General features: G+C 71.4%; 13 protein-coding genes and 1 pseudogene. 12 read left to right on the forward strand and 2 right to left on the reverse strand.

All coding sequences use genetic code 11. From position 1 onward, the window contains the following. Positions 1–93 precede the first annotated feature (93 nt). From FHX82_RS23885 to FHX82_RS23920, 8 genes are all read left to right on the forward strand, one after another. Positions 94–1455, forward strand: a complete 1362-nt coding sequence (locus FHX82_RS23885) for an ABC transporter substrate-binding protein (RefSeq protein ID WP_145934883.1) — start codon at positions 94–96, stop codon at positions 1453–1455. Further along, positions 1433–2380: a carbohydrate ABC transporter permease gene (locus tag FHX82_RS23890; RefSeq protein WP_229880329.1), complete on the forward strand. Its 948-nt coding sequence runs from the start codon at positions 1433–1435 to the stop codon at positions 2378–2380. The genes FHX82_RS23885 and FHX82_RS23890 overlap by 23 nt, the downstream gene beginning before the upstream one ends. 10 nt (positions 2381–2390) lie before the next feature. Beyond that, positions 2391–3260: a carbohydrate ABC transporter permease gene (locus FHX82_RS23895; protein WP_145934882.1), complete on the forward strand. Its 870-nt coding sequence runs from the start codon at positions 2391–2393 to the stop codon at positions 3258–3260. A 36-nt stretch (positions 3261–3296) separates the two neighbouring features. Next, positions 3297–4880: a glycoside hydrolase family 13 protein gene (locus FHX82_RS23900; RefSeq protein ID WP_145934881.1), complete on the forward strand. Its 1584-nt coding sequence runs from the start codon at positions 3297–3299 to the stop codon at positions 4878–4880. Between the two features lie 34 nt (positions 4881–4914). Then, positions 4915–7107 carry a discoidin domain-containing protein gene (locus FHX82_RS23905; protein ID WP_145934880.1) on the forward strand — a complete coding sequence of 731 codons (2193 nt, stop codon included), beginning with the start codon at positions 4915–4917 and terminating at the stop codon, positions 7105–7107. 110 nt (positions 7108–7217) lie between these two features. Further along, a complete protein-coding gene (locus FHX82_RS23910) occupies positions 7218–8234 on the forward strand; it encodes a nucleoside hydrolase (RefSeq protein WP_229880331.1) in 1017 nt (338 codons plus the stop codon). Positions 8235–8295: 61 nt separating this feature from the next. Beyond that, complete coding sequence (locus FHX82_RS23915) at positions 8296–9453, forward strand: NAD(P)/FAD-dependent oxidoreductase (RefSeq protein WP_145934879.1); 1158 nt, start codon at positions 8296–8298, stop codon at positions 9451–9453. Beyond that, the gene (locus FHX82_RS23920; protein WP_145934878.1) at positions 9450–10334 is read left to right on the forward strand and encodes an RNA polymerase sigma-70 factor; all 885 of its coding nucleotides are present in this window, start codon (positions 9450–9452) and stop codon (positions 10332–10334) included. Before FHX82_RS23915 ends, FHX82_RS23920 begins: the two co-directional genes overlap by 4 nt. Before the next feature lies 1 nt (position 10335). Here the strand turns inward: FHX82_RS23920 and FHX82_RS23925 are convergent, their stop codons facing one another. Further along, positions 10336–11163: a DUF11 domain-containing protein gene (locus FHX82_RS23925; RefSeq protein WP_145934877.1), complete on the reverse strand. Its 828-nt coding sequence runs from the start codon at positions 11161–11163 to the stop codon at positions 10336–10338. 155 nt (positions 11164–11318) lie between these two features. Between FHX82_RS23925 and FHX82_RS23930 the strand changes: the two genes are divergently transcribed. The 4 genes and pseudogenes from FHX82_RS23930 (at position 11319) to FHX82_RS23940 (ending at position 13146) form a co-directional block, all read left to right on the forward strand. After that, positions 11319–11879 (forward strand): TetR/AcrR family transcriptional regulator, encoded by a 561-nt coding sequence (locus FHX82_RS23930; protein WP_145934876.1) that lies wholly within the window; start codon positions 11319–11321, stop codon positions 11877–11879. A gap of 78 nt (positions 11880–11957) precedes the next feature. Further along, positions 11958–12107, forward strand: a pseudogene (locus FHX82_RS38045) (NADPH:quinone reductase); the annotation flags it as partial. Between the two features lie 122 nt (positions 12108–12229). After that, the gene (locus FHX82_RS23935) at positions 12230–12676 is read left to right on the forward strand and encodes a molybdopterin dinucleotide binding domain-containing protein (RefSeq protein ID WP_308431548.1); all 447 of its coding nucleotides are present in this window, start codon (positions 12230–12232) and stop codon (positions 12674–12676) included. Beyond that, positions 12673–13146: a hypothetical protein gene (locus FHX82_RS23940; protein ID WP_145934874.1), complete on the forward strand. Its 474-nt coding sequence runs from the start codon at positions 12673–12675 to the stop codon at positions 13144–13146. Before FHX82_RS23935 ends, FHX82_RS23940 begins: the two co-directional genes overlap by 4 nt. Here FHX82_RS23940 and FHX82_RS23945 read toward each other — a convergent pair. Then, the gene (locus FHX82_RS23945; protein ID WP_145934873.1) at positions 13143–13520 is read right to left on the reverse strand and encodes a VOC family protein; all 378 of its coding nucleotides are present in this window, start codon (positions 13518–13520) and stop codon (positions 13143–13145) included. The genes FHX82_RS23940 and FHX82_RS23945 overlap by 4 nt on opposite strands. Positions 13521–13546: the final 26 nt, after the last annotated feature.

The raw sequence follows: 13546 nt of genomic DNA on the forward strand, positions 1-13546 counted from the left end.
TTGCATCTTTTCGTCCAGTCCTTGCTCGCCCCTCGTTTCACACTTTAGAGTGACCGTCGTCACGTGCCAGTGGAGTCACGAGAGAAGGCGTCGATGAAGGAACTGGGAAGGCGAACCGTGCTCGCCGGGCTGGCCGCGGGCGCGGCCGCCGCGGTGGCTGGCTGCGGCAGCGGCGGAGGCAGCGGCGAGAGCGGCGGCAAGGTCACCATCACCGTCACCGGTCAGCCGCCGAAGACGGAGGCGTTCGAGCGGGCGCAGTTCGACAAGGACGTCGCCGAGTTCCAGCGCACGCACCCGGACATCACCATCGAGCCGCACGAAGGCTTCATGGACCCGAAGACGTTCTCCGCCAAACTCGCCGGCGGCCAGCTGGAGGACGTCTACTACGTCTACTTCACCGATCCCGCCCAGATCATCGCGCGGCACCAGGCCGCCGACCTCACCGAGGCCGTCAAGTCCCTGCCGCACGTGAACGACCTCCAGCCGCAGCTGCTCGACAACTTCCGCGACGCCCACGGGCACCTCTACGGCCTGCCGACCGCGAACTACACGATGGGGCTGCTCTACAGCCGCCCGCTGTTCCAGCGCGCCGGGCTCGACCCCGACCAGCCGCCGCGGACGTGGGACGAGGTCCGCTCGGCCGCGCGGAAGATCACCGCGCTGGGCGGCGGGATCGTGGGTTACGCCGACTACAGCCGCAACAACCAGGGCGGCTGGCACTTCACCGCCTGGATGTACTCGATGGGCGGCGCGATCGCACGCCAGGACGGCGGCACCTGGAAGGCCGACTTCGACAACGACAAGGGCCGCGCCGTGCTGCGCACCCTGCACGACCTGCGCTGGACCGACAACACGATGGGCGACAAGCAGCTGCTGCAGGCCGAGGACGTGCAGCGGATGATGGGCGCGGGTCAGCTGGGCATGTACCTGGCCGCGCCGGACAACGTGCCCGTGCTGGTCAAGCAGTTCAACGGCAAGTACGCCGACTACGGCCTCGCCGGGATGCCGGGCGGGCAGGGCACGCTGCTCGGCGGCGAGGGCTACATGATCAACCCGAAGGCGTCGGCGGCGAAGATCAAGGCCGGGCTGGCGTGGATCCAGTGGAAGTACCTCAACCCCGACCGCTTCGACAGCTTCGTCAAGAGCTACGCCGACGGGCAGCAGCCGGTCGGCCTGCCCGCGCAGCCGACGCCGGACATCTGGCAGGGCCCGGTGCGCGACCAGCAGAATGCGGTGAAAGCCAAGTACGCCAACGTGCCCGCCGCGAACTACCAGTCCTATCTGGACACTTCCGCGAAGATCAGGGGCAGCATCGAGCCACCCAATGCCCAGCAGGTGTACGCCGTGCTGGACGGGGTGATGCAGGCGGTGCTGACCGACCCGAACGCGAACCCGGACCAGCTGCTCTCGTCGGCCTCGGCGAAGGTGAACAGTGTCCTCGCCCAGGTCCGCTAGCCTGCTCGCGCCGCCGGTGCCGCTCCCCCGCACGGGCCGGGCACCGGCGCGTGCCCGGACCCGCAGGCGCATCACCGAAAACGCCACCGCCTACGGGATGCTCAGCCTCGCGCTCGTCGTGTTCGCCGGGTTCTCGTGGTACCCGCTGGTCCGCGGGGTGCTGCTGAGCTTCCAGCAGGTCGACTTCGTCGGGCCGCCGGTGTGGGTCGGGCTGGACAACTTCACGCGGCTGGTGCGGGACCCGCTGTTCGGCATCGCCTGGCGCAACACGCTGGAGTTCACCGGGCTCGCGCTGGTGTTCGGGTTCGTGGTGCCGTTCCTCACCGCCGTGCTGCTCAACGAGATGCGGCACGCGCGGGCGTACTTCCGGCTGCTGGTGTACCTGCCCGTGATGCTGCCGCCGGTGGTGACCGCCCTGCTGTGGCGCTGGTTCTACGACCCGGGTTCGGGGCTGTTCAACAGCGCGCTGCACGCGGTGGGCCTGCCGGGCTCGCACTGGCTGGACTCGTCGTCCACCGCGATGCTGTCGCTGGTCTTCGTGTCCACGTGGGCGAACATGGGCAGCACGACGCTGATCTACCTGGCGGCGCTGCAGACCATTCCGGGTGAGCTGTACGAGGCGGCGGAGATCGACGGGGCCGGGGTGTTCCGGCGCCTGTGGCACGTCACCGTGCCGCAGACCCGGTTCGTGCTGCTGGTGCTGCTGCTGTTGCAGATCGTCGCGACGATGCAGGTGTTCACCGAGCCGTACGTGATGACCGGCGGCGGCCCGGACGACTCGACGGTCACCGTGCTGCTGCTGTTGTACCGGTACGCCTTTGTCTACAACGACTTCGGCACCGCGAGCGCGATGAGCCTGCTGCTCTTCGCCGCCCTCGCCGTGTTCTCGGTGGCCTACGTGCGCCTCACCAAACGCACGGACTAGGAGGCTTCTCATGCGCACGATCGTCTCCCCCGCCCAGTTGCGCAGCCGCCGGGGGCGGGTCGTCTACTGGTCCCTGCTCGTGGTGCTGCTGGCGGCGTTCACGCTGGCCTTCCTGTTCCCGCTCTACTGGGCCGCGACCGGCGCGATGAAGTCCGCCGACGAGCTGGCCCGCACGCCGCCCACGCCGGTGCCGCAGGTGTGGCACCCCGAAAGCTACGTGCAGGCGTGGCAGCAGATGGACCTCGGGCGGTACTTCCTCAACACCGTCGTCGTCGCGGGCGGGGCGTGGCTGGTGCAGCTCGCCGTGGACGTGCCCGCCGCGTTCGCGTTGTCCAAGCTGCGGCCGAAGTTCGGCAACGCCGTGCTGGGGCTCATGCTGGCCACGCTGATGCTCCCGGCGTCGGCCCTGCTCGTGCCCACCTACCTCACCGTCGCCGACGTGCCGCTGCTGCACCTGAACCTGCTGAACAACCCCGCCGCGATCTGGCTGCCCGCCGCGGCCAACGCGTTCAACATCTACGTCCTCAAGCGGTTCTTCGACCAGATCCCCGACGAGCTGACCGATGCCGCCCGCATCGACGGCGCCGGCCCGGTCCGCATCCTGCTGCGGATCGTGCTGCCGATCTCCCGGCCGATCCTCGCCGTGGTGTCGATCTTCTCGATCGTCGCCGCGTGGAAGGACTTCATCTGGCCGCTGCTGGTGTTCCCCGACCCGGAACGGCAGACGCTGAGCGTGCTGCTGCAGCGGGTCGCGATCGACATGCCGCTGAACCTGCTCGTCGCCGGGCTGGTGCTGGCGAGCGTGCCGATGGTCGCGTTGTTCCTGGTGTTCCAGCGCCAGATCCTCGCCGGGCTCGGTTCCGGCGCCCTCAAGGGCTGAACATCCCTTGTCCCGCAACAGAAAGCGAGTACCCTCGTGTCCTCTTCCGCGTGGTGGCGCGGCGCGTCGATCTACCAGATCTACCCCCGCAGCTTCGCCGACGGCTCCGGTGACGGCACCGGCGACCTCGCCGGCATCCGGGCCCGGCTGCCGTACCTGGCCTCGCTCGGCGTGGACGCCGTCTGGTTCACCCCCTGGTACCCGTCGCCGATGGACGACGGCGGCTACGACGTCGCCGACTTCCGCGGGATCGACCCGCTGTTCGGCACGCTCGCCGAGGCCGAGGCGCTCATCGGCGAGGCGCACCGGCACGGGCTGCGCGTGCTGGTCGACATCGTGCCGAACCACTGCTCCGACGAGCACCCGTGGTTCCGGGCGGCGCTCGCGGCGGGGCCGGGTTCGCCGGAACGGGAACGGTTCTGGTTCCGGCCCGGCCGCGGTGCGGACGGGGAGCTGCCGCCGAACAACTGGCCCTCGCGCTTCGGCGGCCCGGCGTGGACGCGCGTGGCGGACGGCGAGTGGTACCTGCACCTCTACAGCTCGCGCCAGCCCGACCTGAACTGGTCGGACCCGCAGGTGCGCACCGAGTTCGACGACGTGCTGCGGTTCTGGTTCGACCGCGGGGTGGACGGGTTCCGCATCGACGTCGCCGACGGGCTGGTGAAGGACCAGGCGCTGCCGGACGTCGAGCCCGGCGACGAGACCCCGTTCTCGGCGCGCGAGGAGCTGCACGAGATCTACCGGTCCTGGCGGAAAATCGCCGAGAGCTACCCCGGGGACCGGGTACTGGTGGCGGAGATGTGGCTGCCGGACGCCGCGAAGGCCGCCAGCTACCTGCGCCACGACGAGCTGCACTCGGCGTTCAACTTCGACTACCTCGTCTGCCCGTGGGAGGAACCGGAGTTCCGCGCGGTGATCACGCAGACGCTCGCGAACCACGACGCCGTCGGCGCGCCCGCGGCCTGGGTACTGTCCAATCACGACGTCACGCGGCCGGTGACCCGCTACGGGCGCAAGGGAAACACCGGCTTCGACTTCGCCGACCGGCTGCACGGCACGCCCGTCGACCGCGCACTCGGCACCCGCCGCGCCCGGGCCGCCGCGCTGCTGACGCTCGCGCTGCCCGGCGCGGCCTACGTGTACCAGGGCGAGGAGCTCGGGCTGTGGGAGGTCGAGGACATTCCCGCGGCGCTGCGGCAGGATCCGGTGTTCGCGCGGACCGGCGGCACTGACCCGGGCCGTGACGGCTGCCGCGTGCCGCTGCCCTGGTCGGGCGACGCATCGCCGTTCGGGTTCGGCGACGGTGAGCCGTGGCTGCCGCAACCGCCGGAATGGGCCGCCTACACCGTCGAGGCGCAGGAGCGTGACCCGGACTCGATGCTCGCGCTCTACCGCCGCGCCCTGGACCTGCGGCGGACGCATCCCGCGCTCGGCGACGGCTCGCTGCGCTGGCTGCCCGCGCCGGCGGGCGTGCTGGCCTTCGCCCGTGATCCCGGGTTCGCCTGCTTCGTCAACTTCGGCGCCGAACCCGTGACGCTGCCCGGCGAGGTGCTGCTCGCGAGCGGCCCGCTCGCGAGCGGCGGCCAGCTGCCGCCGGACACCACGGCCTGGTTGTCCTGAAATCCCCTCCCCCCGCAAGAAAGGTGTTCGCGTCATGCATCCACCGCAACTGAAAAGGCTGGCATCGGCCGCGGCGGTCACCGTGGCCGCGGCCGGGCTCACGGTCCTGACCTCGGCCGTGCCCGCCACCGCGGCGACCTGCCCGACCTCGGTCTCGGCCGGGGCGAGCGTCCCGTTCGTCACGCAGGAAGCCGAGTGCGCCGCCACCAACGGCACCGTCATCGGCCCCGACTACACGCAGGCGAGCCTGCCCTCGGAGGCGTCCGGCCGCCAGGCGGTGCGGCTCGACAGCCAGGGCCAGTACGTCGAGTTCACCCTCACCGCGCCCGCCAACGCGGTCAACGTGCACTACAACCTCGCCGACGGCAAGACCGGCTCGCTGTCGGTGTACGTCAACGGCACCAAGCTGGGCAGCAGCCTCGCGCTCACCTCGCGCTACAGCTACATCGACACGAGCTGGATCCCCGGCGCGAAGACGCACCACTTCTTCGACGACGCGCGCCTGCAGCTGGGCCAGAACCTCAGTGCCGGAGCCAAAGTCCGGTTGCAAGTGGACAGCGCGGACACCGCTGCGCCCTACACGATCGACCTCGCCGACTTCGAGCAGGTCGGAGCGGCGGGGACGCGTCCGGCGAACTCCTTGTCGGTGACCGACTACGGTGCCACGGCCAACGACGGCAGCGATGACACGCAGGCGTTCCGCAACGCCATCTCCGCCGCGAAGTCCCAGGGCAAGGAGGTGTGGGTGCCGCCGGGCCGGTTCGAGATCCCGCAGGCCCTGCAGGTGGACCAGGTGACGATCCGCGGCGCCGGGAACTGGTACTCGGTGCTGCACGGCAACAACATCTTCAACAACGGCAGCGCCACCGGGAACATCAAGCTGTACGACTTCGCCGTGTTCGGTGACGTGACCGAACGCAACGACGGCAGCCCGGACAACGCCTTCCACGGCGTGCTCGGCGCGAACTCCGTCGTGTCCGGGCTGTGGATCCAGAACACCAAGTGCGGCCTGTGGCTGATGAGCGGCGCGTCGAGCGGCCTCACGATCTCGAACAACCGCATCCTCGACACGATGGCCGACGGGATCAACTTCGACGGCAACGTCACGAACTCCACACTGAGCAACAACTACCTGCGCAACAACGGCGACGACGGGCTCGCGCTGTGGTCCAACGGCAGCCCGGACAGCGGGAACACGTTGTCGCACAACACGGTCGTGCAGCCGAACCTGGCCAACGGCATCGCGCTCTACGGCGGCTCGAACAACACCGTCACCGGCAACCTGGTGCAGGACACCAACGCGCTCGGCGGCGGGATCCTCGTGGCGAACCGGTTCAACTCGGTCCCGCTGGGCGGCACGATCACGGTGTCGGACAACACGACGCTGCGGGCGGGCGCGCTCGACCCGAACTGGCAGTTCGGCGTCGGGGCGCTGTGGTTCGACGCGCGGGACACGGCGATCACCGGCGTGAGCATCAACGTCACCGGCCTGCGTGCGATCGAAAGCCCGTACGAGGCGATCCAGTTCATCGACGGCAACGGCGCGGGCAAGACCATCCAGGGCATCACGGTCAACGGCGCGACCGTGTCGGGCGTGGGCACGTTCGTGGTGCAGGCGCAGACGACGGGCTCGGTGACGGTCAGCAACGTGACCGCGACCGGCGTCGGCGTCACGGGCACCTACAACTGCCCGTACCCGTCGAGCATCCCCCCGCTCACCATCGGCGGTTCGGGCAACTCGGGCTGGTCCGGCACGTGGCTCGACTGCTCCTCGTGGCCCGCGCCGAACTCGGGCAACCCGCAGCCGACGGGCAACTTCGCCAAGGGCCGCCCGGTCACCGTCAGCAGCTCGACGGGCGGCTACCCCGGGCCGAACGCGGTGGACGGCAACGCCTCGACCTACTGGGAGAGCGCGAACGGCTCGTTCCCGCAGACGTTCACGGTCGACCTCGGCACGGCGCTGAGCGTGAGCCGAGTGGTGCTGAAGCTGCCGCCGTCCTCGGACTGGGGCACGCGGACGCAGACGCTGTCGATCTCCGGCAGCGCGGACGGCTCGTCGTACGGCACGCTGGTGGGATCGCGGGGCTTCACGTTCGACCCGGCGTCGGGCAACACCGCGACGGCCACGTTCGGCGCCGCGACGATCCGCTACCTGCGGCTGACGTTCACCGCGAACACCGGCTGGCCGGCGGCGCAGGCCTCGGAGGTGGAGGCGTACCAGTCCTGAGTGGACGCCACAGCCCACCTCGCGCGGCGCGCGAGGTGGGCTGTTCGTCCTTTTCCTCGCGGTTCGCGTGGTCTACCGTGGCGGCACCGGCTCCACCTGGGGAGGTCGCCGTGCGTGTTGTGCTGCTCGTCCTGGTCCTCGTCCTGACGGCGTTCGCCGCGCCGGCCGCCGCGCAGCCGCGGCCCGTGCCGGTGATCTACGACAGCGACCTCGACGTGGACGACGCGTCCACGCTGGCCTACCTGTGCGTGCAGCACCAGCGCCACCGGATCGACCTACGGGCCGTCACGGTCACGGACAACGGCTTCGGCACCCCCGGCCGGGCGCGGCAACACGCGCTGAGCGTCCTGGCCCGGTGCGGCCTGCCGGGCATCCCCGTCGCCGAGGGCTCGGAGCCCGGCGTGCACCCGGCGCCCGCGAGCACCGTGCGGGACATGGAAACCATCCTCACCGCCGCGCTCGACGACGCCACCGCCACTCCCCCGCCCGCGGCGCTGACCGCCACCCAGCTGATCAGGAAGACGCTGCTGTCGGCGCCGCGCGACGTGACGGTCCTGGCGACCGGGCCGCTCAGCAACCTCGCCCGCGCCGTGCCGCCTGGCAGCCCGCTGGCCCACCGGATCGGCCGCGTCTTCGTGATGGGCGGCGCGGTCCACGTGCCGGGCAACCTGTTCGGCGAGGCGCTGCCCGGCTTCGACAACACCCAGGAGCTCAACATCTGGCTCGACCCGCCGTCCGCGCGGGCGGTGTTCCGCGCCCTGCCGGTGACCCTCGTCCCGCTGGACGCGACCAACTTCGTCCCGATCACGCAGGCGTACGTGGACCGGATCGGCGCCGAGGGCACGACCGCGAGCGCGCGCATCGTGTACCGGATCATGACGCACCCGATCATGCGGGACGGGATCGCGCTGGGCTACTTCTTCTGGTGGGACGCGCTCGCGGCGGTGTTCGCGTTCGGCGACGAGGGGGTCGTGACCGCCGTCCACCGGGCCCGGATCACCGTGGTGCGGGACGGTCCGCAGTCCGGCCGCACCGAGGTCGATCCCGCCGGGAGCCCGCTGGCCTACGCCGCGGGCGCCGACCTGGCGCGCTTCGAGGAGGTCTTCCTGGCCGGGCTCGACGGCTGACTGTCACACCTTGCTCCCCTCCGGTGTCTTGAGGCCGGACCCCAGAACGGAGGAGAGCTGAATGAACACCGCAGTCCTCGTGATCGGTGGCGGCTACAGCGGCGTCATGGCCGCGAACCGGCTGACGAAACGCGACGACGTGACCGTGACCCTGGTCAACCCGCGGCCGGACTTCGTCGAGCGCATCCGCCTGCACCAGCTCGTCGGCGGCTCGCACAACCCCGTCCACGACTACCGTAACGTCCTGGCCGGGCGCGTCCGGCTGGTCGTCGGCTCCGTCGCCCGGATCGACGCCGCCCGGCGCGGGGTGACCCTCGAATCCGGCGACACCCTCGGTTACGACTACCTGGTCTACGCCGTCGGCAGCGGCAGCGCGCTCCAGGTGCCCGGGGCGGCCGAGTTCGCCTACCCGATCGCCGATCTCGAAGAAGCGGAGCGGCTGAAGCCGGTCGTCGCGGCCGCCCGGACGGTGACCGTCGTCGGCGCGGGACCGAGCGGCCTGGAGGTGGCCGCCGAGCTGGCCGAGCTGGGCCGCACCGTGACCCTGGTCTGCGGCGGCGTGCTCGGCCCGTACCTGCACCCGCGGGGACGGCGGTCCGTGGCCCGGCGCCTGGCGAAGCTCGGCGTGCGGATAGTGGAAGATCAGCAGGTGACCGCCGTGACCCCCGACGCCGTCCGGCTGGGCGACGGCCGCGAGCTGCCCGGCGAGGTGACCGTCTGGACCGCCGGCTTCGGCGTGCCGGACCTGGCCGCCCGCAGTGGTTTGCGCACCGACGCCGACGGCCGCCTGCTGACGGACGAGACGCTGACGAGCGTGGACGACGAGCGCATCGTCGCGGCCGGGGACGCGGCGGCGCCGTCGGGTCTGCCGTACCGGATGGGCTGCCAGTCCGCGGTGCAGCTGGGCCCGCAGGCCGCCGAGACCGTGCTCAGCCGCATCGCGGGCGAGCAGCCCAAGCCCGCCGACGTCGGGTTCGCGGGCCAGTGCCTCAGCCTGGGCCGTCGCGCCGGGATCTTCCAGTTCGCCTCCAAGCACGACACCGCGAACCGGTTCCACCTCGGCGGCCGGCCCGGCGCGCTGCTCAAGGAACTGGTGTGCCGCAGCACCGTCCAGCAGCTGGCGTACGAGGCGCGCAACCCCGGCAAGCGCGACCGGTGGAGCAAGGACGGCGAGCGCCGGAAGCTGCTGCGTGCCGAAGCGGTGGAGGTCCGGCTGTGAGCGACTCCGCCACCGAGGCGTTCGTCGCGCACCGGAACCTGCTCTTCACCGTCGCCTACGAGATGCTCGGTTCGGCCGCCGACGCCGAGGACGTGCTTCAGGAGACGTGGCTGCGCTGGGTCGACGTCGACCTGGCGCGGGTGCGCGACCAGCGCGCGTACCTCGTCCGGATCACCACACGGCAGGCGCTCAACCGGCTGCGGTCCTTGAGCCGCCGCAAGGAGTCCTACGTCGGGCCGTGGCTGCCGGAGCCGCTGCTCACCGCCCCGGACGTCGCGGAGGACGCCGAGCTAGCCGAGAGCGTGTCGATGGCGCTCATGCTCGTCCTCGAAACGCTGTCGCCCACCGAGCGCGCCGTCTTCGTGCTGCGCGAGGTGTTCGACATCGGCTACGACGAGATCGCGGCCGCGGTCGGCAAGAGCCCCGCAGCCGTCCGCCAGATCGCGCACCGCGCCCGGCAGCACGTCGACGCCCGCCGCCCACGCGCCGCCGTCTCGGCCGCCGAGACCCGGGAGGCGCTCGAATCGTTCCGCCGGGCGCTGGAAACCGGGAACCTGCAGGGCCTGCTGGACGTCCTCGCCCCGGACGTCGTGCTGGTGAGCGACGGTGGCGGCGTCAAGCAGGCGGCGCTGCGGCCGATCACCGGCGCGGACAGGGTCGTCCGCTTCGTGGCGGGCCTCATCGGCAGGAAGCCGGAGACGCTGACCGGCGAGCACACCGTGGTCAACGGCAATCCGGCGCTGGTGCTGCGACTGGACGGCGAGATCGACGGCATCATGGCGGTGCGCACCGAGGAGGACCGCATCAGCGGGCTCTACTACGTCCGCAACCCGGAGAAGCTGTCGCGGGTGGCTGCCGAGACCCGGCTGACCCTGCGGTGAGTCAGCGGCAGCTCACCAGCAGCGGGGTCAGCACGGTGCACGTGGTGCTCGCGGTGTCGTTCGACGTGACGGGATCGAGGCTGGCGGACGCCGTCTGGCGGGCGGTGAAGGTGTAGGGCAGCCCGAGCGAGAGCAGGCTCAGCGGCACCGAGAACGTGGCCGTGCGGGTCTCGCCGGCCGGCACGTCCGGGAACGCGCACGCGACCGTGCCCGCTCCCGGCGTGCAGCCGTTGCTGTCCAAACCGGACGGGAGTGTCGTGGTGACCACGGCGTCCTGCACCGGACCCGGGCCGAGGCTGCGCAGCGACACCGTGAACTCCAGGCGCGGCACCAGCAGGCCCAGCTTCGGGGTGGCGGTCAGGCCCACGGCGCCGTCGGCCTTCGCGGTGACCGTGAGCGCGGGACCGTCCACCAGCGGAGTCGCGTAGTTGCTGCCGGAAAGCTGTCCCCGCAGGGTTTCGGTCAGGTTCGGCGCCCCGGGCGCGATCCGCAGCGTGAAGGTGACCGTGGCGGAGGCGAACCCGTCCAGCGCCTCGGGCAGCACCGCCTGGAACCCGCCCGGCACGCTCGTGCAGCTCGCCGAGCAGTCCACCAGCGACGCGTACGACGACAGCGCGTCGGGAGTGCTGTACAGGCGCACGGTCGGGTGCAGGACCGAGAAGTCGTGGACGTTGGTGACCTTCTCGGTCACGGTGACCGTGTCCCCGGCGAGCACCGCCGCCTGGGACACGGTCGTCTCCACCTCGGCCGGGTCGGCGCCCGCCACCGGGGCCGCGGCCGTCACGAGTCCGGCCGCGGCCAGACCTGCCAGCACCGTGTGCTTGCGCATGCGGGGCACCTCTCCTTCGGCGTCGGACGGGTATTCGTCCGGACGGCGCAACCCGTTACGCCGGGCCAAGAACTATCGCCATGGGAGGCCGGGCCGGAATTTCCCACCCGGCACCGGGTTGCCATCCGAACGAGAGTGAGTGTACGGTCACTCACATGACCAGACGGGGTGCCACGCTCTCGACCTCCGACGCCCGCCGCGACGTGGTCGTCGACGCGGCGATCGACGAGTTCGCCGGTCGCGGCTACCACAGCACGCCCATCTCGAAGGTGGCGGCGCGGGCCGCGATCTCCCCCGCCTACGTGTTCAAGCTGTTCCCCAGCAAGGTCGAACTGTTCGTGGCCGCGCTCGACCGCTGCTACGAACTGGTGGAGCAGGCGCTGGCCCGGGGCGTGGCGCGTGCCGGCGACGGCGGCCCGGAGCGGATCCTCGACGAGATGGGCGGCGCCTACGCCGACCTGATCGCCGACCGGAGCCTGCTGATGCTGCAGGTCCACGCGCAGTCCGCCGCCGACATCCCCGAGATCGCGAACGCGGTCCGCCGGGGGCTGGCGCGCGTCACCGAGTACGCGCGCAGCCGGTCGGGGGCGGCCGGCGAGCAGGTGCAGCGGTTCATGGCCTACGGGCAGCTGTGCCACCTCATCGCCACCCTCGGCCTGGACGACCGCGAAGACTGGTCGGCCGTCCTCACCGCCGGAATCCGCCACCCGAGCTGAGAACCGCCGCCCCGGCCTCCGGGGAGCGTTTTTCGCGACCAGAGTGATTGATCAGTCACACACTAGAGAGGGACCGTCATGAGCATCCGGACCACCGAAATCGTCCTTCCCGGCCGCGTCGAGCCCACCGGGCTCCAGGTCACCTCCCGCGAGCTCCCCCCGCCCGGCCCCGGCCAGGCGCTGGTGCGCGTCGAGGCGACCGGGGTGTCCTTCGCCGAGCAGCAGATCTTTACGCCGACGGAAAGTTCTTCGCGCACCCGGACTACTGCCAGGCCTACGGCCGCGACCTCGTCACCGGCGCGCCTGCGGAGCCGCAGGAGTACCGCGCCGCGAACCCGGACGGCAAGGCCATGCTCAAGGCCGCCGAGTACCTCGAACCCCACGAGCCGCCGGACGAGGAGCACCCGTTCCGCCTGATCACCGGCCGCACGATCTACCAGTTCCACACGCGCACCAAGACCGCTCGCGCACCGGAGCTGCGGGACGCGGCGCCGGAGGTGTGGGTGGAGCTGTCCGCCGCCGACGCCCGGCGGCTGGGGCTGGCCGAAGGCGACCTGGCCGAGATCCGCACCCCGCGGGGCACGGTCCGCGCCCACGCGCGGATCGGCGGCATCCGCGAAGGCGTGCTGTTCCTGCCGTTCCGCTACGGCTACTGGGACACCGGCGACCCGGCGGGCGACAAGGGCAGCCGCGCGGCGAACGAGCTGACCGTCACCGACTGGGATCCGGTCTCGAAACAGCCCCTGTTCAAGACGGCCGCGGCGGCGATCGCCCGCGCCGGGGAGGTGACGCGGTGAAGCTCGGACTCGCCCTGCGGGAGCTGCACCGGTCGGAGCGGTCGCTCGCGCGGGAGCTGCTGACCGTCTCCGACCGGCACCACGCCGAACACGAGATCCACCACGTGGCCCGGGATCTGGCCGGGTGGAGCCGCAACCACACGACGGCGCTCGCGGAGGCGGGCCGCCGCTACGGCGTCCGCCTGTCCGACGAGGCCGCGAAGACGTCCGGCGTCCTGGCCCCGGTGCGCACCGCGCTGAGCGACCTCACCCGCACCCGCGCGGAGCCGGGTCTGCTCCTGCTGGCGGACCTGCGCCGCAAGGCGGTGGGCGTGTCGCTGGACTGGGAGCTGCTGGCGCAGGGCGCGCAGGCGGTGAAGGACCCGGAGCTGCTGGCGCTGGCGCAACGCTGCCACCCGGAGACGCTGCGCCAGCTCAAGTGGGCCAACGCGATGCTGAAAACCCTTTCCCCGCAGGTGCTGGCGAGCTAACCGCCGTAGGGGCGGGTGATGATCTCCAGCCGGTGCCGGTTCGGGTCGTCCCAGTACACCCCGCGCCCGCCGTCGCGGGTGTTCACCCGCCCCGGTTCGTGGCCATGCGGGTCCGCCCAGAAATCCAGGCCGCGGGCCCGGATACGCTCGAAGATCCGGTCGAACTCGTCCTCGGTCACCAGGAAGGCGTAGTGCTGCGGGTGCACCTCCCCCTCGACCTCGGCGACGTCGAGGGAGACGCCGTTGTCGGCCTGCACCACGAGGAACGGGCCGTACGGCACGGGTTCGGGCAGGCCCAGCAGCTCCGCGAGGAACGTGGCCGTCTCCTCGCGGTCGCGGGCTTCGACGATGGTGTGGTTCAGCTGCACCGGCATGGCGAGTCCTTCCGGAAGTCCCCTCG

Source organism: Amycolatopsis bartoniae (assembly GCF_014191255.1).
Classification (GTDB): domain Bacteria; phylum Actinomycetota; class Actinomycetes; order Mycobacteriales; family Pseudonocardiaceae; genus Amycolatopsis_E; species Amycolatopsis_E bartoniae.